Origin of the sequence: Streptomyces sp. NPDC008086 (assembly GCF_042957325.1) — a bacterium.
Taxonomy (GTDB): Bacteria; Actinomycetota; Actinomycetes; order Streptomycetales; family Streptomycetaceae; genus Streptomyces.
In genome coordinates, this window is sequence record NZ_JBIBIA010000005.1 from 668850 (window position 1) to 691789 (window position 22940).

At 69.8% G+C, this 22940-nt stretch carries 16 protein-coding genes and 1 pseudogene; 13 read left to right on the forward strand and 4 right to left on the reverse strand.

The window, feature by feature from the left end; genetic code table 11:
* Positions 1-219: 219 nt before the first annotated feature.
* Positions 220-1389, forward strand: coding sequence for an ROK family protein (locus tag ACFZBP_RS20820; RefSeq protein ID WP_391414969.1), 1170 nt, complete (start codon positions 220-222; stop codon positions 1387-1389).
* Positions 1390-1904: 515 nt separating this feature from the next.
* Positions 1905-2082 (forward strand): annotated as a pseudogene (gene aspA, locus ACFZBP_RS20825) (aspartate ammonia-lyase); the annotation flags it as partial.
* 32 nt (positions 2083-2114) lie between these two features.
* Here the strand turns inward: aspA and ACFZBP_RS20830 are convergent.
* Entirely contained in the window at positions 2115-4742 is a 2628-nt protein-coding gene (locus tag ACFZBP_RS20830; RefSeq protein WP_391415127.1) for a SpoIIE family protein phosphatase, read from the reverse strand.
* A 451-nt stretch (positions 4743-5193) separates the two neighbouring features.
* Positions 5194-6291 carry an extracellular solute-binding protein gene (locus ACFZBP_RS20835; protein ID WP_391414972.1) on the reverse strand — a complete coding sequence of 366 codons (1098 nt, stop codon included), beginning with the start codon at positions 6289-6291 and terminating at the stop codon, positions 5194-5196.
* A 324-nt stretch (positions 6292-6615) separates the two neighbouring features.
* Between ACFZBP_RS20835 and ACFZBP_RS20840 the strand changes: the two genes are divergently transcribed.
* The gene (locus tag ACFZBP_RS20840) at positions 6616-7071 is read left to right on the forward strand and encodes an ABC transporter permease subunit (protein WP_391414974.1); all 456 of its coding nucleotides are present in this window, start codon (positions 6616-6618) and stop codon (positions 7069-7071) included.
* Between the two features lie 217 nt (positions 7072-7288).
* Here the strand turns inward: ACFZBP_RS20840 and ACFZBP_RS20845 are convergent, their stop codons facing one another.
* Both ACFZBP_RS20845 and ACFZBP_RS20850 read right to left on the reverse strand, forming a co-directional pair.
* Positions 7289-10177, reverse strand: coding sequence for a glycoside hydrolase N-terminal domain-containing protein (locus ACFZBP_RS20845; RefSeq protein WP_391414976.1), 2889 nt, complete (start codon positions 10175-10177; stop codon positions 7289-7291).
* A gap of 140 nt (positions 10178-10317) precedes the next feature.
* Positions 10318-12549, reverse strand: coding sequence for an alpha-L-fucosidase (locus tag ACFZBP_RS20850; RefSeq protein WP_391414978.1), 2232 nt, complete (start codon positions 12547-12549; stop codon positions 10318-10320).
* 465 nt (positions 12550-13014) lie between these two features.
* On the opposite strand from ACFZBP_RS20850, the gene ACFZBP_RS20855 reads away from it, so the two are divergent.
* The 10 genes from ACFZBP_RS20855 (at position 13015) to ACFZBP_RS20900 (ending at position 22933) form a co-directional block, all read left to right on the forward strand.
* Entirely contained in the window at positions 13015-14079 is a 1065-nt protein-coding gene (locus ACFZBP_RS20855; protein WP_391414980.1) for a substrate-binding domain-containing protein, read from the forward strand.
* Positions 14080-14126: 47 nt separating this feature from the next.
* Positions 14127-15692 carry an ATP-binding cassette domain-containing protein gene (locus tag ACFZBP_RS20860; protein ID WP_391414982.1) on the forward strand — a complete coding sequence of 522 codons (1566 nt, stop codon included), beginning with the start codon at positions 14127-14129 and terminating at the stop codon, positions 15690-15692.
* Entirely contained in the window at positions 15685-16728 is a 1044-nt protein-coding gene (locus ACFZBP_RS20865; protein ID WP_383449145.1) for an ABC transporter permease, read from the forward strand. The genes ACFZBP_RS20860 and ACFZBP_RS20865 overlap by 8 nt, the downstream gene beginning before the upstream one ends.
* A gap of 95 nt (positions 16729-16823) precedes the next feature.
* Positions 16824-18149, forward strand: coding sequence for an enolase C-terminal domain-like protein (locus tag ACFZBP_RS20870; protein WP_391414985.1), 1326 nt, complete (start codon positions 16824-16826; stop codon positions 18147-18149).
* Positions 18142-19044 (forward strand): amidohydrolase family protein, encoded by a 903-nt coding sequence (locus ACFZBP_RS20875; protein WP_391414987.1) that lies wholly within the window; start codon positions 18142-18144, stop codon positions 19042-19044. Before ACFZBP_RS20870 ends, ACFZBP_RS20875 begins: the two co-directional genes overlap by 8 nt.
* Positions 19035-19472 carry an RbsD/FucU domain-containing protein gene (locus ACFZBP_RS20880; protein ID WP_383449148.1) on the forward strand — a complete coding sequence of 146 codons (438 nt, stop codon included), beginning with the start codon at positions 19035-19037 and terminating at the stop codon, positions 19470-19472. Before ACFZBP_RS20875 ends, ACFZBP_RS20880 begins: the two co-directional genes overlap by 10 nt.
* The gene (locus ACFZBP_RS20885) at positions 19469-20512 is read left to right on the forward strand and encodes an alcohol dehydrogenase catalytic domain-containing protein (RefSeq protein ID WP_391414990.1); all 1044 of its coding nucleotides are present in this window, start codon (positions 19469-19471) and stop codon (positions 20510-20512) included. The genes ACFZBP_RS20880 and ACFZBP_RS20885 overlap by 4 nt, the downstream gene beginning before the upstream one ends.
* Entirely contained in the window at positions 20509-21270 is a 762-nt protein-coding gene (locus tag ACFZBP_RS20890) for an SDR family oxidoreductase (protein ID WP_391414992.1), read from the forward strand. The genes ACFZBP_RS20885 and ACFZBP_RS20890 overlap by 4 nt, the downstream gene beginning before the upstream one ends.
* Complete coding sequence (locus ACFZBP_RS20895; RefSeq protein WP_391414994.1) at positions 21267-21899, forward strand: bifunctional 4-hydroxy-2-oxoglutarate aldolase/2-dehydro-3-deoxy-phosphogluconate aldolase; 633 nt, start codon at positions 21267-21269, stop codon at positions 21897-21899. The genes ACFZBP_RS20890 and ACFZBP_RS20895 overlap by 4 nt, the downstream gene beginning before the upstream one ends.
* On the forward strand, positions 21896-22933 hold the full coding sequence (locus ACFZBP_RS20900; protein WP_391414996.1) for a PfkB family carbohydrate kinase: 1038 nt from the start codon (positions 21896-21898) through the stop codon (positions 22931-22933). Before ACFZBP_RS20895 ends, ACFZBP_RS20900 begins: the two co-directional genes overlap by 4 nt.
* Positions 22934-22940: the final 7 nt, after the last annotated feature.

The following is a 22940-nucleotide window of genomic DNA, read 5'->3' on the forward strand; positions in this document are numbered from 1 at the left end:
GCTGAACCTGGCCGCGGCGCTTGGAGGCAACTTGCCCGCGCCAAGGCACTGACCATGAGCGTCGGCTCGGCGGCGTTCGGGCAGGTCGCTCTCTGAACGCAGTGGGTCCAACGCTGTCAATGTCGTTGAGGTCGTCCACTGCGGCCGACCGCAAAGGGGGTCGTCGCCTCCGAACCGGGCCCGGCTCGCTCGGCGTATCGGGCTCGCTATGGTCATGAGGTGACCAGCAACCCCACATCGCGCGACCACAACAAGGCCTCTGTCCTTGATGTAGTCCTGACCCGGGCGCCCTTGACGCGGAACGAACTCATCGAGCTCACGGGCTTGAGCAAGGCCACGGTGTCCCGAGCCGTGGAGGAGCTCCGGGCGGATGGCTTCGTCGTCGACGGCGGAGTGGATGAGGTTGCCGGCCGCGGCCGCCGGTCCACCTATCTGGACGTGCCCGGCACGGCCGGGCACGTCGTGGGTATCAGCTTCGGCGCGCGGACCACCGGCGTCCTCGTGACCGATCTGAGGGGCCGCGAGGTCCACCACGTGACGGTTCCCACCGAGGACCACGACGAGGTCAGGGCCGGCGCCGAATGGCTGGTCGGCCTGATTGCGAAGGCCGGCGAATCCGCACAGGGACCACTGCGCCAGGTCGTCGCCGCCGTGCCGGGCCGGGTCCGGAACGGCAAGGAGATCTTCGGCCCGGCGGAGTCGATGAAGGTCTTCACTGGCTCTGATCTGCAGCGAGCCATCGAAGACCTGGTCAATGCTCCCGTGCTCCTCGACAGTGACGCCAATGCGTCCTTGCTCGGCATCCTCACCGCCGACGCCGCCGTCAGGAACGCCGCGCTCTTCAGTCTCAGCACCAACCTGAACTTCGCCAGCTGCACAGATCATGAGCTCGCCCGCGGGCGGACGCCTGCCTTTGGGGACATTGGTGTGCTCTCCTCCGGGGTTGCCGACGAGCTCCTCGATGAGCTGCTGAGCACAAGCGGTCTTCTTCGCTTTGCCCGTGGGCGCGGACTCGACCTGGAACGCATCGAAGACCTCTGGCTGGAACCGCACGAAAAGACGGCGCACGCCGAGGTGCTGGAGGCGTTCACCACGGCAATCGCGACTGCTGTCAGCGTCGTCGCCGTGATGCTGGACCCTGAATCGGTCTATTTCGTGGGTCGATTGCGTCCGCTTGTCGAAGAAGTGCTTCCCGAGGTGCGCAGGCGACTGGATCAGAGCCTTCCGGCGGTCCCAGAGGTAAAGGCGGTGACGCAGGTGATGGGGCTGTCGACGGCGGAAGGAGCGGTGCACGCGTGCCTGACCATGGCTCAGGGCCGGCTACGAGACGCTGTGCTCGGGGCACGTCGCCAGAGCCAACCTACAGAGCGATCCGCACCAGCCTTCTGATTCGGCCACCAAGCCAACCCACGCTTCATGCCGAAGCGAGATTCCCCCGCCGCGCCGGGGTGGCTGTTCGTGGCGACGACTCCGCCTGTGCCGGCCCTGGCCGCCCGGTCCGTGCAAACCCCAGGGCTGCAGCCGTCGGAGGCCCGACGCCGGGTGAAGGGGCGCCGTTCTGAGAACTGCCGACCGCGAGGAGCGGGGAGTTGGCGCAGAGTTCAACGGAGCTCCATGCCACAACGACCGCACGGCATGCCGATCTGCAGCGTCGTAGGGCGATTCGCCCACCCCAGGTCCGGTGGCACCCGGGTCGTTCCAGCCGATGGCGGAGGGCTGGGGAGGACGAGGTGCCCCCAAAGGCGAGCAGGACCAGAACCTTCGGTGGCTTGCTGCCGCAAGTGCCGGTACGGCGGCGAGGAGAAGGCACGGCACGGCGGCAGGGAGGCCCAGGTCGAGCAGGGAGCCGGTGGCCGAGCCGCAGATGAGGACGATCAGGCCGGAGACGGCGGACAGCGCGCCCCGAGCGCTGCGTGGACGGCATCGCCGCAAACACCGAGGCGCTGCGCCGCAGCGTGGAGAACTCCGTCGGCCTGGTCACCGACCTGAACCCGCACATCGGGTACACGGCGGCCACCGACATCGCCAAGGAGGCCCTCGTCAGCGGCCGGGGCGGGGGTCGAACTCGTCCTGGAGAAGGGCCGGAGGTGTGCACCGGCCGATGGTCAGAGCGGTCACCAGTCCGCGTCGGTCCATTGGTCCAGCAGTGCGTCGGCCGTTTCCGCGGCAGGCTCGATCGCCGAGCTGTTGAGTGACTGCTCGGTCCAGATCACTTTGCCGCGAGGCACGTAACGGGTGCCCCATCGCTGCGTGAACTGGGCCACGAGGAACAAGCCCCGCCCGCCCTCGTCGGTGTCGGCCGCCCGGCGCAGGTGCGGTGAGGTGCTGCTGCCGTCGGCGACCTCGCAGATCAGGCTGGTGCCGTCCCGCAGAATCCGCAGCTGTCTCGGCTCGGTGCCGTAGCGGATGGCATTCGTCACCAGCTCGCTGATCACGAGTTCGGTGGAGAAAGCGAGCTCCTCCAGTCCCCATTCTTCCAACCGGTGGGCGACCTGGGCTCGGATACCGGCGACGAAGGCGGGATCACCGGGGACGTCCCAGCTGGCGACCTGAGAAGGATCCAGCAGGCGGGACCGGGCGACGAGCAGGGCGATGTCGTCGTTCGGGCGGGCAGGCAGCAGGGCGTCGAGGACGGCCTGACAGATTTCCTCCGGGCTGCGGCCGGGGCCTTGCAGGGCGTCGCGCAGAATGCCGAGGCCGATGTCGATGTCCCGGTTCCGGTCCTCGACGAGACCGTCGGTGTAAAGAACCAGCTGGGAGCCCTCGGACAGGGTGAACTCGGCGCTCTCGAAAGGAAGACCGCCGCCCAGCCCCAGGGGCGGGGAGACAGGTACCTGCAACTGCTCGACCGTGCCGTCGGGGTGTACCAGGGCCGGTCCCGGGTGCCCGGACCTGGCCAGCGAGCACAGGCCGGCCACCGGGTCGTAGACGGCGTACAGGCAGGTCGCACCCGTGATTCCTTCGCTCTCGTTCCCCTCGCTGTCGACCCGGGCGACCAGCTCGTCCAGGTGTCTGATCAGCTCGTCCGCGGACAGATCGAGGGACGAGAAGGTGCGCACCGCTGTACGCAGCCGGCCCATGGTGGCCGCGGCGTGCAGGCCGTGGCCGACCACGTCGCCGACCACCAGAGCGACCCGGGCACCGGGCAGCGGGATGACGTCGAACCAGTCGCCGCCCACGCCGGCCCGGGCAGGCAAATAGCGGTAGGCGACCTCTACGGCGGACTGCTCGGGCACGGAGCGAGGCAACAGGCTGCGCTGCAAGGTCACGGCCAGGGCATGCTCGCGGGTGTAACGGCGGGCATTGTCGATGGCCACCGCGGCGCGAGCGGCGAGCTCCTCGGCGAAGGCCCGGTCCTCTTCCTCGAAGGACCCCTGCTCGACCCGCCAGAAGTTGACCATGCCCAGCACCACACCGCGGGCCTGGAGCGGCACGGTGATCAAGGAGTGGAGGCCGGAATCCAGGATCTGCCGGGCACGCTCGGGGTCCTGGACACGCCAGCCGTGGGACGCGGCCAGGTCGGCAGTGAGTACGGGGTGGCCGCTCTGGACGCTGAGGCCCACGGGGTTGCTGGGCACGAAGCGGATCAGCTCACCCACCGGGAACAGGGGCCAGGCCCCCTGGATGCTGTGAACCGCTGTGCGGCGCATCTCGGGGGTCGGGCCGCTTGGCTCATCACCTTCCAGGACGGGATTCTGCAGGTCGACGGTGACGACGTCGGCGAATCGGGGGACCGCGACCTCGGCCAGTTCCTGGGCGGTGCGCACCACATCCAATGTGGTGCCGATCCGCACCCCTGCCTCGTACAACAGACGCAGTCGCTCCCTCGCCACTTCTGCCCGGCCCGCCAGTGCCCGCAGCTCCGTGGTGTCGCGCAGCGTGGCCACGCTGCCCTGGCCGCCGCCGTGGCGGTCGACCGGTCGTATGTTGACCGCCAGCAGATGGTCGCCGCTCAGATGGACCTCGTCGGTGGCTGCCCGGCCCGAAGCCAGCAGCTCGGCGGTGCTGGCCTCCAGGCCCAGATCGGTGACGCGGCGCTGCTCGGCGTCCGCAGGCAGATCGAGCAGTCGCCGAGCCTCGTCGTTGGCCAGCAGCAGCCGGCCGTCACCCCCTACGATCAGGACCCCTTCCCGCACCGCGTGCAGCACCGCGTCATGGTGCTCGTACATACGGGTCATCTCGGATGGATCCAGGCCGCGGGTCTGCCGTCGCAACCGCCAGGAGACCAGTGCCGTCCCACCCGCGGCGACCGCCAGAGCGCCGCCGGCGAATCCGAGCAGCTTCGGGAATTGCTTCCGCACCACGTCGTTCACGGTGTCCACCGTGATCCCGACCGCCACGAACCCCACGATGGTCTTCCCACCGGTGTCGTAGACGGGGATCGTCGAGTCCACGGAGAGGCCGAGACTGCCCTCGAAGGTCTGGGTGAAGGGCCTGTCGACGGTTCGGCCCTCGCGGAGGGCGAAGATGTGCTTCCCGATCAGCTTCGGGTCGGGGTGGGTCCAGCGGTAGCCCTGAGGATCGAACGCGACGACATAGTCGACACCAGCCTTCTTCCGGGCTTCCTCCGCCCGTGGCTGCAGCAGCGCACTGGGGTTTCTGGATTGCATGGCGGCCACTGTTCCCGGGGCTTGGGCGAAGCCCTCGGCTACTCCGAACGTCAGGTGCCGGGCGTTCTCCATGGTCGAGTTCCGGGCCTGCACCACGAGTGCCACTCCTGCGGCCGCGGCGAAGAGCACCATGATGACCAGCTGCAGCAGGAACACCTGGCCCGCGACGCTGCGTACTTTGGGGGAGCTGAAGCGCGGCCCCGAACGTCGCCCGCCGGACTCCTCGTGCTGCTGAGGGGCACCCGCCGAACGGCGACGCGAGCCGTTGCGTGCGTGGCGTCGGAAAGCCGAGAAGCGACCAAAGTGCCTGGTCATATCTCTTTATCTCACACAGGTACTCCGGGCATAAGGCCGTGGGACCGGGAGCGGTCGATCTTGCCCGCCCGCCTCCTCTCGTGAGGTGCCATGTCGCTCGGGGTGCCCGCCGGCTGCCCGCCCGGTCGGTGGCCGTCGCGAATCCAAGCGGCCAGGGAGTGGCGCCGCGCTGCTACCTGGACCGTGACCCGACAGCGTCAGCCACTTCCCGTGGCTGGCGAAGACGCTGCCATGACCCGCGGCTCAGAGATCCGAACGCGCGTCGGGTTCAGGCACGCAGCCACTCCTGCCAGCGCTTGGTCACGGCTTCCATGTTCGTCACCCACCAGTCGACGTCCAGGTCGAAACCGATGTAAAGGTGCTCCGGGGAGCTGGCCAGGTCCGCGGCCTCTCTGGGCAGGTACCTGTAGGCGGCGGGCACGACCGGGCCATTGGGATAGGCCTCGGCGAAGTCGGACTGCACCTCGGGGCGCAGGGCGAAGTCGATGAGCCGGTAGGCGGCGTCGACGTGACGGGCGCCCTTGGGGATGCCGAAGCCGCTGCTCTGGCGGCGGGCGCCGTTCCACTGGTACGCGAGCGGTGCGCCCCGCTTGATGAGCGCGTTCGGGCGTCCGTGCCAGACGCTGGAGAGCAGGACCTCTCCGCGTTCCAGCAGGTCCCCCGGCGTGGCGCCGTCGACCCAGAATTCCCGTACGTCGTCCTTGACGGCGTCGAGGACGCGGAAGGCGCGGTCGACGTCGAGCGGATAGAGCCGGTCGAGGGGGACGCCGTCGGCGAGGAGGGCGAACTCCAGCTCCGGCGGGCCCGCGTCCGGGCTCTGCAGGGCACGGCTGCCCGGGAACGTGCGCGTGTCCCAGAAGTCCGCCCATGACCGGGGCGCTCTCCCGTCGAACTGGTCGGTTCGGTAGGCCATGACGCTGGCCCAGTAGTTCTTGCCGATGCCGTGGGAGGTGAGCAGGGACTTGGCGATGCCCGCGTTCCTCGCGTTCTCCAGCCGGTCGTAGTCGAGCTCCTGCGTGGCGTCGGCCCTCTCGAAACGAGCCAGCGCGCTCATCTCGATGTCGATGAGGTCGAACTGCGGCCGGCCCTCCTTGATCTGCGCGAGCATCTGCGCGTACCGGGGGATGTGGACCACATCGACCTGGATACCGGTCTCTTTGCTGAACGGCTCGTAAATCGCCTTGCGGTTCGCTTCACCGTAGGCGCCGCCGATGTCGCGGACGACGAGCGTCTTGCTGCTCCTGGGGGCGTTCCCGCTTTGCCGGGCGTGGTCGCTGCATGCGGCGACGGAGGCGGCGGCGGTGCCCGCAGCCACTCCGCCGACCGCGCGTAGGAATGTCCTGCGGCCGATGCTGGCGTCCGTCACCGTCTGCCTCCGAAGCCCGGGTCGCGGCGCCCACCGACGGGGCTGTTCACGGGGGGCGCCGCCACGCCTGCTGCAAGGGCGGAAGCCGGCTCATGGGTCAGCCAGGGCGAGGGTGAGCCCGGTCATGTCATGGTAAAGCCATCCGTCGTGGATGGCGTGACCTCGTCCGACCTCCTTGGTTGAGGATTCACTTACCAGGGTGGATCAAGTCAGGCTTGCGGTCCGTGGGAGCAACCACTCCCGCCCTCGGCCGCACACCCGTCGGGCACGGACGCGCTCGGCCGCGATCTGCTGGCCCGCCTCGGCCAAGGCGCGCTGCGCACGGTGGGCGTGGCCCTCGCGGTGACCGCGGTGTGCACGCTCATCGGCCTGTTGCTCGGCATGGCGGCGCAGGTCGGCGCGGTGCTCACGCTGGTGTCGACGAGGCCGGCGGTCCTCGCCGGACTGCTGACCACCGCGGTGACCGGCCCGTCCGCCTCGGGTGCCGCCCTCGCGGTCTGCATGGCCGGCTGGACGCCCTACGCAGCCCGGGCCGCGGCGTTGCTGGAACACGAGCGGGCCAGAGGCCACATGCTCGCGTCCGTCTCCTTCGGCGCCGGCCCCGGCTATCTCCTCCGCCACCACCTGCTGCCCGCTGTACTGCCTCCCGTCCCGCGCAACGCCCTCCTGCGCCTGCCCACCACCGTCCTCGTACTGGCCTCGCTCGGCTTCCTCGGTCTCGGAGAGCAGCGCCCACCGCGGAGTGGCGCCGCCTGCTGTCCTGGAACCAGCCGTACGTAGAACTGGCGCCCTGGACCGTGCTCGGCCCGGCGTGCGCACTCGTCCTGCTCTCCGTTCTTGAGGTCGGGACTCGGGCCGAAGGACCGTCCGGTGCACGGGACCCGGCGGTGCGCTGTCGGTGCGGCCCCAGCTGACACGTGATCACGACCTGGCGCTCAGGGCCGCCGATGCGGTGCCGGGCAGACCATGGACGGGGATCTCGTGTGCGCGGCGACGATCACAGGGCGACCAGTCGCCACTGCTGGTTGGTACCGTCACCGACGGGCCACTGGATGACCGGGGCGCCGTCGTCGGCCGATCCGCTCTGCACATCCACGCACAAGGCATTGCGGACGTTGACGAGCCGGACGTATCCACCGCCCGCGTCGACGAGCTTCCAGTGCTGGTTGTCGCTGCTGGTGTCCCCCCACTGGATGAGTTGGGCACCCTGGCCGGCGGCCCCGGGGCTGTCGATGACCCTGCCGCTGTGGCGGGCGACGAGGCGGAAGGAGCCGTCGGCGTCGGGCTGGAGCCGCCACTGCTGGTTCTGGCTGCCGGACCAGGTCCACTGGATGATTCCGGCGCCGTCGCCGGTACTGCCGCCTGTGACGTCGAGGACCTTGCCGCTGCGCCGGTTGACCAGCCGGAAGAAGCCGCTGAGCAGGGAGACGGTGATGTCCGTGCGCTGCCCTGCGGCCAGCGAGACCTTCTTGGCGTGGGCACCGACAGAGGAGGGCGTGACGGTGGCCGTGGTGGTCACGGAGTTCATGCCGCGGCGGCTGATCAGGGTGACGTCCTGGTTGACGGCGGAGGTGACGGACAGCTTGGCGGTCCGCGCGTTCAGGTCCCAGTCGAAGCTGTGGATCCGGATCCGGCCGCGGGCCCGGACCCCGGTGATCGTGCCCTTCGGCAGCTGTTCGGGCAGCGCGGGGAGGATTTCCAGCACCCCGGGCCGGCTGTAGATCAGTGCCTCGGCCAGCACGCCGGGGATGGCGTTGGCGGCGTCGGCGTTGTAGATGTCGAGGTTCGGGTTGTGGGAGGTCATCAGCGACTTGAAGACCATGTTGTTGCCGAGGATCTTCCGCAGGTTGCCGTAGACCTGCCCGCCGTCCTTCAGCCGGGCCCCGGCCAGGGCGCGGTGCAGGCTGCCGTGGGCGGAGATGTTCTGATCGCCGCGCACCTCGAGGGCCCGCTGTGCCGGGCGGACCAGGGAGGGCTCGTCCTCGGGGTTGATCTCGTGCAGCGGCCAGGCGCCGTACAGGTGCTGGACATGCCGGTGGTTGTAGCGGTCGGTGAGGCTCGGCCAGGACCATTCGGCCAGTGCGTTGTCCCCGTTGACGCGGTAGGCCGGGATCTTCTTCAGCAACGCCGTCCAGCGGGCGACGCCCTGGCCGCTGCCCTGTTCGACACCGAGGGCGCCCGCCGCGTCGATCGCGGCCTGCAGGGCGTGCTTGCCGGCCATGATGTCGCCGGTGGCGTTGATCGAGAAGCAGACGCCGGTGTTGCCGGGGGAGTTCTCCATGGAGAAGGACGGCACGAAGACCGCCTTGCCGTTCGCGTCGGTGCGGGTGAGGAAATCCTCGTAGAACAGGGCCAGTTCCATCAGGGCCGGGCCGAGCTTGTCCCTCAGGAACGTCTGCTCCCCGGTGACCTCGTAGTACTCCAGGAGCGGGTGGAGCAGCCAGTCGGCGCCGCCGGTCCAGCAGTGACCGGGGAAGCCGCCGTTGTTGAAGTGGAGCATGTGGCCGTACTCGCCGTCGGTGCGCGAGGGGGCGAGGAATCCGCGAGCTCCGTAGAGGTTCTTCGCGTTGGTGCGCCAGTCGTCGAGCTGGCCGAGGACGAGGTTGAAGTAGCCCTCCATGGCCTCGGGGAGGTCGAGGATGTTCGCGCCCGCCACCTGAAGGTTGATGTTGGCGTCGGTGGTGAAGTCGTCGGCCCAGGCGGCACCCCACGATCCGGCCCAGATGCCGGTGAGGCGGGGTGGCAGGATGCCGCTGGAGCTGAGGAAGAAGTAGCGGCCGGAGTCGTAGAGACGCTCCAGCAGCGTCGTGTCGATGACACTGCGGTCGGTGTTCTGACGGGAGATCAGTTCGCTGACGGAGAGCTGCCGGTCGGCGGCCGGGACGTTCAGGTCGAGGCGGGAGCGGTCGTAGAGACCGGTGTGCACGGCGGTGTGCCGCGAGCACAGCGCGGTGTAGTCGGTGCCGAGCGCGGCGAGTTGGGCGTGCAGGGGCTCCGAGTCCCAGTCGGTGGAGGACTCGTAGCGGCCCAGCTTCGTCAGCAGCAGCACCCTGGCCGCCCTGGCCACCACGATCGTGGAGCCGTTCACGGTGACCGTGGCGCCGGTGCCCGAGGCGACGACGCGGGTGACGCCCTCGTAGCCGAAGGCGCCCCGCCCCGCGGGGTAGGTGCCGCGCAGGTTGAGGTAGCCGGAGCCGCCTGTGACGGTGGCGCGCGTGGTGAAGCTCAGGCTGCCGGGCAGACCGTCGAGTGCGGTGTGGGCGCTGAGTGTGGTGTCGACGGTACGGCCGGAAGCGGGTGTCAGCTCGTGGACGATGACCTTGTCGGCCCGGGAGACGAACGCCCGGCGGGTCCAGGTGCCGAACCGATCGGTCCAGCTCGAACTCACCTCGCCGGTACGGAAGTCGGTGACCCGCCCGTAGTCGTTGACCGTGGTCATGCCCGGGGTGTCGATGCGCAGTTCGTACGCGGGGTGGTAGGCCTGCGTCCAGCGCAGCGACCAGCCCGCGGCGAAGTCCTGGTTGGCGCCCGCGTAGTCACCTGCGAGCGCTTTGTCGCGTGCGCCTTCCAGACGGCCGGAGAGCACCGGCGGGGCCACGTCACGGGTGCCGTTCGGCAGCACCAGCCGGTGGTGGTTGAGCACCACCTTCTCCAGGGCGGGAGCGCCGTACAGCACTGCCCCGTATTCGCCGTTGCCGGTGAGGAAGCCGTCGGTCCAGGAGGTGGCCGGGGACGTGTCGTGGATGCCGCGCTCGGGGAGCGTGATCTGCGGTGGCACGGCCGCTTCCGCCCGACCCGAGAGCGGGCCGCCGGGCAGGGCGGCGGCTCCTGCGGTCAGGGCGGCGGCGGTGAGGAAACGTCTGCGGTCGATGGAGCTGTCCGTCACGAAGACTCCTTGGTGCCGTCGGCGCGCCGTGCTGTGGTGGGGGAGGGAGTGCAGTGGTGACTCACCGCTGTGGTGACCCACCGCCGCCCGGTCGACTCGGAACGGAATCCGGGCGGCGGCGGGGGTCCGGGGAGCAGGGATCAGACGGGCGTGACGGCCCACAGCAGGTTGGTGCTGCTGCCGTACGTCCACTGTTTGGTGACGGAGCCCGAGTTGACGTTGCCTCCGCCGTCCAGGACCAGGCCGGTGGTGCGGTTGGCGAGGGAGTAGCGGTCACCGCCCCGGTGGGTGATCTTCCACTGCTGGTTGGTGCCGCCGTTCCAGGGGGCCTGGCGGGCCGGAGAGCCGTCGGCAGTGGCGCCCCAGCCGTCGGCGACCATGCCGTTCGTGCGGTTGACCAGCCGGTAGTAGCCGCCCCCGACCGCCTCCGCCTGCCACTGCAGGTTGGCACTGCCGTCCCAGGTCCACTGCTTGAGGTCGGACCCGGAGGACACGTTGCCGCCGCTGTCCAGGGCGAGCCCGTTGGTGGCGTTGGTGATCCGGAAGTACGTCGCCGGGTTGAACTGGACCCTCAGCGACGTGATCCGGTCGTTGTTGCCGGTGACCCGCAGGTCGGGGTTCTCGGTGGTGAAGGTCCAGGAGGTGCCGGTGAAGTTGTCTCCGGAGTAGCCGATCACCTGGTAGCCGGGCGCCGGCCGCAGGGAGGAGAGCGTGCCCGCGCCCAGTCCGGCCGCGGTCAGGTCGGCCGCGGTGTAGTCGCCGACGGCGAACACGCCCGCGTTGCCGGTGTAGTTGACGTCCGTGAAGGCGACGGCTCCCGCGAGCGGCCGCAGCGCCGGGATCGTGCCGGAGAAGGCCAGCTTCAGGACGTAGGCGTTCGCACTGTACGGCGCCGAGGAGGGCAGAGTCACCGTCAGGCCGGAGGAGTTCTGGGTCGGTGCGGGCAGGTCGATGTAGGTGCCGGCGGTGGTGCCGAGGAGCTTCACCGAGGTCAGCGACGAGAGGTTGATCCGGTCCGAGCTCAGGGTCTTGATCGTCAGCGAGCTGCCCGGCCAGCCCAGGACGGTGGCGTACAGGACGGTGTTCGCCTTGTCACGGGTGAAGCGGATGTCCTGCGGGGTGCCGGCGTGCGGGGTGGTGAACGAGCCGCCGCCCATCTTCGTCGGGCCCTCGCCGTACGCGGTCCAGGCGCGGGTCGCGTACACCGACTCGCCGAAGCGCTTCAGATGGTCTCCGATGCCGAGCAGGATGTCCTTCTGCGCCTGGGGGATGGTGCCGTCGGCCATCGGCGCTATGTTCAGCAGCACGTTGCCGTTCTTGCTGACCCGGTCGATGAACGAGTGCAGCATCTGCTGGATGGTGTAGTAGCCGATGCCCTGCGTGTAGCACCAGCTGCTGCTGGAGATGCTGTCGTCGGTCAGCCAGTACGGGGTGGTCAGGTCGGCCGGGCCGCCGCGCTCGTAGTCGAAGACCTCGCCCTTGCCGTTCATGCCGTCCTTGTACGTGGCGACGACCTCACGGCCCCAGGCGTTGGCCTGGTTGTAGTAGTACGCGAGGAAGTTCAGGCGCTGTTGCTCGTCGACGGCGTCCAGATTGAAGTCCTGCCACAGGATGTCGGGCCGCGCGCGGTCGACGACCTCCTTGAGCTTGTCGAACCACAGCTGGTTCTCCGCGGCCGAACCCAGCTGTCCGTAGAGCTTCTTGAGGCTGGGGTCGGTCTGGGTGGGGGCGTGTTCGTAGAAGCCGGTGAAGTTGTACGCGTGGTGCATGGCCACCAGCAGCTTCAGGCCCTTCGCGCGGATGGCCGTGGAGAAGAGCTTCAGCAGGTCCAGTCCCGGGCCCTTGTCCACCGAGTTCCACTCGTTGACCTGGCTGTCCCACATGGAGAAGCCGTCATGGTGCTCGGCGACCGGGCCGGCGAACCTGGCGCCGGCGTCGACGAAGAGCTGGACCCACTCGTCGGGGTCGAATTTCCCGCCGGCCGACTTCAGCTTCGGCGCGAAGCGTACGAAGTTGCCCGCCAGGTCCTGAGCACCGTTGATGAAGTTGTGGTACGGCCATGTCGAGGGCTGGCCGTAGGTCGCGATGTGGTGCTGGTTGGCGTCGTTGCCCGCCTCGTACATGTTCCGCGGGTACCACTCGTTGCCGTAAGCGGGGACGCTGAAGACGCCCCAGTGGAAGTAGACGCCGAACTTGGCGTCCTGGAACCACTCCGGGGCCGGCGGGTGCTGGTCGACGGAGTTCCAGTCCGGTGTGTAGGTGCTGGGCGCCGCCTGGGCGATGCCGGCGCCGAACCCACCTCCGGCAACGGCCGCCGCGGCGACGCAGGTGGCACTGGCCAGGAAGTGGCGTCTGTTGAACGAACTCGGCATGGGGACATCCCTTGTGCAGAAGGGGACAGGAGAGCGGGGGAGGACACGAGTCGGCGTGGCTGCTGTGCATGGGGCGCCGCTTGTTACGCATGAAGGTCCGCCATGTCTCCCTGGGATGTCAACCGGCGTGCAGGGATGAAAAGCACCGGGCGGTCAGGCTAGTTGCCCCATTTAGTCCATGTTTGTAGTGGGTTTCGATTGGTCAGACATGGCATGTCTGTCAGGCGCTCATGGCTGATTGCGCCTATCCGACGGCGAGGATTGATGGGATGGATCTCATCTGCAGTGGCATCGCCGCTCTGTCGCTGGGTGCGCGATGAACTGGCATTTTGTTATAAGTCGAGCAGGAGTCTAGACAGCGCATCGGGAGCGGGCCTATAAACATCCCATCTCTGTTGCACGACGATATGCAGATGTCGTCGAGGCGAAACATCTCCCGCTACGGGACCGGCGCGAGGAAGCCCGATGAGACTCAGAACCGCCCTCTGTTCCGCCGTATCCGCCCTGTCCGCACTGGCGCTGCTCAGCGCGTGCGGCAGCGGCTCCGCCACGTCGGCGTCGTCGAGTGGCATGCCCCTGGTCGGCGTCGACTACCCGCGCTCCGACACCGACTTCTGGAACTCGTACATCAAGTACACGCCCCAGTACGCCAAGGAGCTGGGGCTGGACCTGAAGACCACCAACTCGCAGAACGACGTCGCCAAGCTCACCGCCAACGCGCAGACGTTCATCAGTCAGGGCGTCAAGGGTCTGGCGATGGCGCCGCAGGACACCGCCGCCATCGCCCCGACCCTGGCGCAGCTGGAGGCGAAGAAGATCCCGGTCGTCACCGTCGACACCCGCCCTGACACGGGCAAGGTGTTCATGGTCGTGCGCGCCGACAACCGTGCCTACGGCGAAAAGGCCTGCCAGTACCTCGGGACCAAGCTCGGCGGCAAGGGCAAGGTGGTGATGCTGCAGGGCGGCCTGGACTCCATCAACGGCCGTGACCGCACCGAGGCGTTCAACGACTGCATGAAGAAGCACTACCCGGACATCAAGGTGTTCGGCGAGGCCACCAACTGGGACGGCGCCGTCGCGGCCCAGAAGCTGCAGACCGACCTGACCGCCAACCCGGACATCAAGGGCATCTACATGCAGTCCAGCTTCGCCCTGTCCGGAACGCTCCAAGTCCTGAAGCAGAAGGGTCTGTTGGTGGACCCGAAGGACAAGAAGCACGTCTTCGTCGTGTCCAACGACGGCATCCCCGAGGAGCTGAAGTCCATCGCGGAGGGCAAGATCGACGCCACGGTCTCCCAGCCTGCCGACCTCTACGCCAAGTACGCCCTGTACTACCTGAAGGCCGCGATCGACGGGAAGACGTTCAAGCCCGGCAAGACCGACCACGACAGCACGATCATCCAGGTTCGTGACGGCCTGCTCGAGGATCAGCTCTCCGCCCCGCTGGTCACCGCCGACGGCGGCACCTACGGCGGTGTGCCCAGCGTCAAGAGCGACGACACCTCCCTGTGGGGCAACAACCTCGGCTGACCTGCCCTGTCAGGCACCCAACGGCTAACGAACACAAGGCGGTTGTGATGAGCGACGGGGAGCGAGCAGTCACCCCCGTGCCCGCCCCGGCGGACGACGGACGGGCACCTTCGGACCTGCCCGTCGTCGAGGCGGCGGGCATAGTCAAACGATTCGGTCCGACGGTTGCCCTCGATGGCGCCCGGATCACCATCAGGCCCGGTGAGACCCACGCGCTCGTGGGCCGCAACGGAGCGGGCAAGTCGACGCTCGTGTCGGTCCTCACCGGCCTTCAGGCCCCCGACGAGGGAACGGTCACCTTCGGCGGCAGCCCTGCACCACGACTCGCGGACCGCGACGCCTGGCGACAGCGCGTGGCTTGCGTCTACCAGAAGTCGACGATCATTCCCACGCTGACCGTGGCCGAGAACCTCTTCCTGAACCGGCACGACCATGGCCGATCCCGCCTGATCAGCTGGCAGGGGGTGCGCCGACGGGCGCAGGAGTTGCTGTCGACGTGGTCCGTGGACGTCGATCCGCAGACCCCGGCCGGTGATCTGAGCGTGGAGCAGCGGCAGTTCGTGGAGATCGCCCGGGCGCTGTCCTTCGGTGCCCGGTTCATCATCCTCGACGAGCCGACCGCCCAGCTCGACGGGGCGGCCATCAACCGCCTCTTCGACCGGATCCGCGACCTGCAGCGCCAGGGCGTGACCTTCCTGTTCATCAGCCACCATCTGCAGGAGGTCTACGAGATCTGCGACGTGGTGACGGTGTTCCGGGATGCTCGGCACATCGTGACCGCCCCGGTCGCGGAACTGCCCCGCGCCGAGCTGGTTGCGGCGATGGCCGGCGAGGCGGCGATCGACCGGCTGCAGGAGCGGGCGAGTTCCCACGACACCACCGTCACGCCCGCGCTGTCCGTGCGCGCGCTGAACAGTGGCGCCACCTACGGCGATGTCAGCTTCCAGGTGGGCGCCGGGGAGATCGTCGGCCTCGCGGGGGCCGCCGGCAGCGGGCGGACCGAGGTCGCCGAGACCGTCGTGGGGCTGCGGGCGGCAACGGCGGGCGAGGTGGAGATCGCCGGCAGGCGGCCCCGGCCCGGCAGTGTGCCCGCGGCGCTCGCCGCCGGCGCCGGGTTCGTCCCCCAGGACCGGCACCACCAGGGCTTCGTTCCCGACATGTCGATCGCGGACAACGCCACCCTGTCGGTGCCCAAGCGGCTGGGCCAGGGCGGGTTCCTGAGCCGTGGCCGCCGCGACCGGCTTGCCGAGGGCATGATCGAGCGCCTGGCGATCAAGACTCCCGGTCCCGAACTGCCCGTCTCCGCCTTGTCCGGAGGCAACCAGCAGAAGGTCGTCATGGCCCGGGCCCTGGCCGACGACCCCCGGCTGCTGGTCCTGATCAACCCGACCGCGGGCGTGGACGTGCGCTCCAAGGAGTTCCTCCTCGGCAAGGTCGAGGAGACCGCGCAGACCGGCACCGGCGTGCTCATCGCCTCCGACGAACTCGACGACCTGCGCATGTGCGACCGGGTCCTGGTGATGTTCCAGGGCCGTGTGACCTCAGAGATCGCCCGCGGCTGGCACGACCACGACCTCGTGGCCGCGATGGAAGGAGTGGACCTCGATGCCTGAAACCGCCCTCGCGGACACGCCCGCCCTCGAGACGGAAGCGGCCGGCCCCAAGCGGACCGCTCTGCTCGGTGGCCGGATACCCCTGGCCCGCCTACGCGACCTCGCGCTTGTCCCGGCCATCGTGGTCATCGCGATCGTCGGACAGATCGTCAACCCGGTCTTCCTGCAGGCCGACAACCTCATCAACGTCCTGCAGACCATGTCCGAGATGGCCCTGCTGGTCCTCGCCCAGACGATGGTCCTGATCGTCAAGAAGATGGACCTGTCGCTGGAGTCCACCATGGGTCTCGCGCCCGGCGTCGCGGCCTGGCTGGTGGTCCCGGTCGGCGCGGGCCACGGACTCGGACTGCTCTCCGGCGCGTGGGCCATCCCCGTCACCCTCGCCGTGGGCGCGCTCGTCGGCGTGATCAACTCCCTGCTGATCATCCGCTTCGGCCTCAACGGCTTCATCGTCACCCTCGGCATGCTGATCGTGCTGCGCGGTGTCCTCACCGGTATCTCCGGCGGCCAGACCTTCTTCCAGCTGCCCGAGTCGATGCTCTACCTCGGCACCGCGGAGTGGTTCGGGATGCCCGCCTCGATCTGGATCTGCCTGGTGCTGTTCGCCGTCGCGATCGTGGTGCTCGGCTGGACCAGCTTCGGCCGTTCGCTGTACGCCATCGGGGGCAACGTCGACGCCGCGAAGGCGGGCGGCATCCGCACCGACCGGGTGCTGTGGATCGTCATCGTCACCGGCAGCGTGTTCGCCGCCCTCGCCGGACTGATGCTGTCCGGACGCCTGGCCTCGGTGGCCTCGGCCCAGGGCAACGGGTACATCTTCACCGTCTTCGCCGCCGCCGTCATCGGCGGGATCAGCCTCAACGGCGGCAAGGGCACCATGTTCGGCGCCTTCTGCGGCATCCTCCTGCTCTTCATGATCCAGAACGTCCTCACGCTCGGCGGCGTCCCCGCCCAGTGGATCGGCGCCCTCAACGGCCTGATCATCCTGGTCGCCCTCGCCATCTCCCGCATCACCGGCGGCAAGGTCCAGGAGTGACCCGGGCGGCCGTCGCCGGCCGCCCGACCTCCGCCGCGTTCATGTCTCGTCGCAAGGGGACCGATTCTCCCTTGCCCCTCACAGGAGTTGCCGCCATGTCCTCCACCGTGCCCTCATCCGCCCGCATCACCGCTCTGGACGTCCTGGACGTGCGGTTCCCCACCTCCGAACACCTCGACGGCTCGGACGCCATGAACCCCGAACCCGACTACTCCGCCGCGTACGTCGTCCTGCGCACCGACGCCGGCGACGGACTGGAGGGCCACGCTCTCGCCTTCACCACCGGCCGCGGCAACGACGTGCAGGCGGCCGCCATCGCGGCCCTGGCCCCGCACGTGGTCGGCCTGTCCGTCGAGGAGGTCTGCGCCGACCTGGGCGTGTTCTCCCGCTCCCTCGTGCACGATCCCCAACTGCGCTGGCTGGGCCCGGAGAAGGGCGCCATCCACATGGCCACCGGCGCCGTCGTGAACGCCGCCTGGGACCTGGCCGCCAAGCGGGCCGGCAGGCCCGTGTGGCGCTTCCTCGGAGAGATGTCGCCCGAGGACCTTGTCGCGCAGGTGGACTTCCGCTGGCTCAGCGACGCCCTCACTCCCGAGGAGGCCCTTCAGATCCTGCGCCGCGCCGAGGCCGGCCGCGAACAGCGCATCGGCCGCCTGCTCGACCAGGGCTACCCCGCCTACACCACCACCCCCGGCTGGCTCGGCTATTCCGACGAGAAGCTGGCCCGTCTGGCGCGCGAGGCCGTCGCCGACGGCTTCACCCAGATCAAGCTGAAGGTGGGCGCGGACCTGGAGGACGACGTACGGCGCATGCGCACGGCCCGCGAGACCGTCGGCGACTCCATCCGCATCGCGGTGGACGCCAACCAGAGATGGGATGTCCAGCCCGCGATCGACTGGATGAGCGCCCTGGCTCCCTACCGGCCGTACTGGATCGAGGAGCCCACCTCACCCGACGACATCCTCGGCCACGCCGCGGTCCGCAAGGCTGTCAGCCCCATCAAGGTCGCCACCGGCGAGCACATCGCCAACCGGGTCGTCTTCAAGCAGCTCCTCCAGGCCGGCGCGGTCGACATCGTGCAGATCGACTCCGCCCGGGTCGGCGGTGTCAACGAGAACATCGCGATCCTGCTGCTCGCCGCGAAGTTCGGCGTGCCGGTCTGCCCGCACGCCGGCGGGGTCGGCCTGTGCGAGATGGTCCAGCACCTGTCGATGTTCGACTACGTCGCCGTCTCCGGCACGACCGAGGACCGCGTCATCGAGTACGTCGACCACCTGCACGAGCACTTCGTCGACCCGGTGCGCATCGTCGACGGCCACTATCTCCCACCGACGCTGCCGGGACTGAGCGCACAGATGCACCCCGAATCCCTCAAGGAGTACACCTACCCGGACGGCCCTGTCTGGACCGCTCGTGCCTGACGTCCAGGCCCTCGTCGACGCCCACCACCACATATGGGACCTGGACATCCGGCCGCAGCCCTGGCTGGACGAACCGGGCCACGAGCCGATCCGCCGCAACTTCAACTCCCACGCCCTGCGATCGGCCGCGACCCGGCCGATCGCCGGACGGCGACTGACGAGCACGGTGGTCGTCCAGTGCGTCGCGTCCGTGCCCGAGACACGCGATCTCCTCGCCCTGGCCGACAGCGACCCGCTGATCGGCGCCGTCGTCGGCTGGGCGGACCTGACGTCCCCCGCGATCGGCGACGTACTCGACGACCTGCGGGGCGGGCGCGCGGGCCGGTACCTGCGGGCCGTACGACACGTCGTGCAGGGCGAGTCGGAGCCGCACTGGCTCCAACGACCGGACGTCGAGCGAGGGTTGCGAGTGGTCGGGGAGCGCGGGCTCGGATATGACGTGCTGATCCGCAGCCATCAGCTCCCGCAGGCGATCCGCCTCGCGGAACGGCTCCCCGAGCTGCCGCTCGTCCTGGACCATGCCGGCAAGCCGCCCATCGCACGGCGGGAACTGACCGACTGGGCACAGCAGTTGCGGGCACTGGCCCGCTATCCCCAGGTCCGCTGCAAGGTGTCGGGTCTCGTCACAGAGGCCGACCACGAGAAGTGGACGGTCGAGGACGTCCGCCCGGTATGGGACGTCCTGCTCTCCGCCTTCGGTCCCGACCGGCTGATGTTCGGCTCCGACTGGCCGGTCTGCATCCTCGCCGGCGGCTGGAACCGCTGGGCCGCCACCGTCGAGGAACTCCTGGGCGGCTGCTCCGCCACCGAGATCCACGCGGTGCTCGCCGGCACCGCGACCGCCTTCTACCGCCTGACCCCCGCCCCCACGAAGGAGGGGACACCGTGCTCCTGACGGAACTGCTGCACCCCGGCATCCTCGAATCCCTGGCCGGAGCCGGCCACGGCGCCCGTGTGCTGCTCGCCGACGGCCACTACCCCGCGAGCACCGCCACCGGCGAGCGCGCCAGAACCGTCCACCTCAACCTGGCCCCCGGCCTGCTCGACGTCACCACCGTCCTCGACGTCCTGCTGCGCGCCCTGCCCGTCGAGTCGGCCCACGTGATGGTCCCACCCGAGGGCGAACCCGAGCCGCCCGCCATCGCCGAGTACCGCTCGATGCTGGCGCCAGTCCCGGTCGACACGCTCGGCCGCTTCGAGTTCTACGACGCCGCGCGCTCGCCCGACCTGGCCCTCGCCATCGTCACCGCCGACACCCGTACCTACGCCAACCTGCTGCTGACCATCGGCGTCCGCGCGGAAGGGACCCTGACCACACGATGACACTCGCCGTCCGTTACACATGCGCCCGCACCCTGGACACGGCTCCCGCCACGCCCTCCACCCCTGGTCCCGGTGAGGTGGAGCTCGCCCCCGCCTATGTCGGCATCTGCGGCACCGATCTGCACATCTTCCACGGCGACATGGACGCCCGGGTCGCCGCACCCGCCGTCCTGGGACACGAGATGTCCGGCCGGGTCGTCCGCGTCGGCCCCGAGGTGGAGGGCTGGCAGCCCGGGGACGCGGTGACCGTGATGCCGCTGCGCTGGGACGACACCTGCCCGGTCTGCCGCGCGGGCCACCAGCACGTCTGCCAGCACCTGGACTTCATCGGAATCGACTCCCCGGGTGCGATGCAGCAGCGCTGGACCGTGCCCGCCAAGACGCTCGTCCGGCTGCCCGATGGCCTTCCCCTGGACCGGGCCGCGCTCGTCGAGCCGACGGCGGTCGCGGTGCACGACGTGCGCCGGGCCGAGGTCGCCGAGGGGGAGAAGGTGGTCGTGGTCGGCGGCGGCCCGGTCGGCATCCTCATCGCGCTGGTCGCACGAGCCGCGGGCGCCGAGGTCCGGGTGGTGGAGCTGAGCGCCCACCGTCGGCTGCTCGCCGAGGAGTTGGGACTGACGGCGTGGAACCCGGCCGCTGCCGACGTGCCGGCGCTGGTCACGCAATGGACCGGGGACGCGGGCGCGGACGTCGCCTTCGAGGTGTCCGGCGCGGCGGGCGGCGTGAACACGGCGGTCGACGTGCTGGGTGTGCGCGGCCGGCTGTGCCTGGTCGCCATTCACCCGCGGCCCCGCGAGGTGAACCTGCACCGCTTCTTCTGGCGCGAACTCACCCTGGTCGGCGCCCGGTTGTACGACCTTTCCGACTTTGAGAAGGCGGTGGCCCTCGTCGCGGCCGGCACGATCCCGGCCGACCGGCTGATCAGCAAGGTCGTACCTCTCACGCAGGCGCCGGCCGCCTTCGAGGCCCTGGAGGGCGGCGGTGACGTGATGAAGATCCTCGTGGACTGCACCGACGACGCCCAGGGAGCCGCCGTATGAACGCCTTCGACCTCACCGGGAAGCTTGCCGTCGTCACCGGTGCCCGCCGCGGGATCGGCCGGGCCATGGCCCGCGCGCTCGCCGAGGCCGGCGCGGACGTCATCGGAGTGAGCGCCTCGCTGGAGGAGTCCGGCAGCGCGGTGGAGAAGGACGTCCGCGCCGCGGGCCGTACGTTCGAGGCGATCCGCACCGACTTCGCTGACCCCGAGGCCGTACGGGCCCTGGGCGCGAACCTCGCCGGGCGGGAGCGGCCGGTGGACATCCTGGTCAACAACGCGGGCACGATTCGCCGGGCCCCGGCCGCCGAACACACCGAGGCCGATTGGGCATTGGTCCTCCAGGTCAATCTCAACGCACAGTTCGCCCTGTCCCGCGCGGTGGGCGCGTCGATGGTGGCCCGCGGCCGAGGGAAGATCATCTTCACGGCCTCCCTGCTCAGCTTCCAGGGCGGCATCACCGTCCCCGGTTACACCGCCGCCAAGCACGGCATCGCCGGACTGACCAAGGCACTCGCCAACGAATGGGCCCCGCACGGCGTCAACGTCAACGCCATCGCTCCCGGCTACATCGCCACCGACAACACGCAGGCGCTGCAGGACGACCCCGTCCGCAGCAAGGCGATCCTGGACCGCATCCCGGCCGCACGCTGGGGCAGTGCGGACGACCTGGCGGGTGCCACCGTGTTCCTCGCCTCGGACGCCGCCGCCTACGTCCACGGCGTCGTCCTGCCCGTCGACGGCGGATGGCTCGGCCGATGAGTGACAGCGACCCGGCCTCCGTGCTCGACGGCGCCCGCGTCATTCCGGTACTCACGGTGCGGCGCGTCTCGACCGCCGGCCCGCTGGCCGACGCGCTCGCGGCGGGGGGTGCCCGGTGCGCCGAGGTCACCTTCCGCACACGCGACGCCGAGCAGGTGCTCAAGGAGATGGCCGCTCACGGTGGCCTGGCCGTAGGCGTCGGCACAATCCTCACGCCCGAGCAGGCGGAGCGGGCCGTGGCGGCCGGAGCCCGCTTCGTCGTCTCCCCCGGCTTCGGCGAGGAGGTCGTCGCGAAGTGCCGCGAGCTGGGGGTGCCGGTGGTGCCCGGCGTCGCCACCGCGACCGAGTTGATGCGGGCCCTGAAGGCGGGCCTCGACACCGTGAAGCTCTTCCCCGCCGAGCCGCTCGGCGGCCTGCGGACGCTGCGAGCGCTCGCGGCTCCCTTCCCCGGGGTGCGCTTCATACCGACCGGCGGGATCGCCGCCTCCCGCCTGGCCGCCTACCTCGCCCACCCGGCGGTCCTCGCTGTCGGCGGCAGCTGGATGGCCACCACCGACCACCTCGGTCGGGGCGACTACGAGGAGATCCGTCGGCTGACCGCCGACGCGGTGGAGAGGAGCAGGACGTGATCGACGTGGTGGCCCTCGGCGAGGTGATGCTGCGCTTCGACCCGGGCGAGGGACGCATCCGCACCACCCGTACCTTCCAGGTCTGGGAGGGCGGCGGCGAGTACAACGTCGTCCGCGGCCTGCGCCGCTGCTTCGGCCTGCGCACAGCCGTCGTGACCGCCCTCGCCGACAACGCGGTGGGCCGGCTCGTCGAGGACCTGATCCTCCAGGGTGGCGTCGACACGGCACTGATCCGCTGGGTGCCCGACGACGGCATCGGCCGCACTGCCCGCAACGGCCTCAACTTCGTCGAACGCGGCCATGGAATCCGCGGCGCGCTCGGCGTCAGCGACCGCGCCCACACCGCCGTCTCCCAGCTGCGCAAAGGCGACGTCGACTGGGACGCCGTGTTCGCGGCCGGGGTGCGTTGGTTCCACACCGGCGGCATCTTCGCCGGCCTGTCCGACACCACGGTGGACGTCGCCGACGAGGCCATGGCGGCGGCCCGTCGGCACGGGGTCACCGTCTCCTACGACCCCAACTATCGCCCCAGCCTGTGGGCCGGCCGGGGCGGCGCCGACGCCGCCCGCGAGGTGGATCTGCGGCTCGCCCGGCACGCCGACGTCGTGGTGGGTGCCCTCGGCCTGGCCGGGACGTGTCCGGGCGACGTGCGGGTCAGCGCCGACGAGGTGCCCGACGCACTCGCCGGCGTCACCGTCCTCCTGCCTGACGCGAAGGTCCTGGCGACGACCCTGCGCGAGGTCCCGTCGGCCGGCGTCAACGACTGGTCCTCGGCCGCCTGGTCCGCCGACACCGGCTTCGTCACCGGCCCCCGCATGCCCGGTCTGCAGGTGCTGGACCGCATCGGCTCCGGCGACGGATTCGCCGCCGGCCTGATCCACGGTCTGCTCGACGGCGTCGGTCTGGAGCGCGCCCTGGCCTATGGCACCGCCCACGGCGCCCTCACCATGACCACGCCCGGAGACGTCTCCATGGCCTCGCTCGCCGAGGTCGAGGCACTCATCGCGGGCGGCTCGGCCGACGTCAGACGCTGACCGGCCC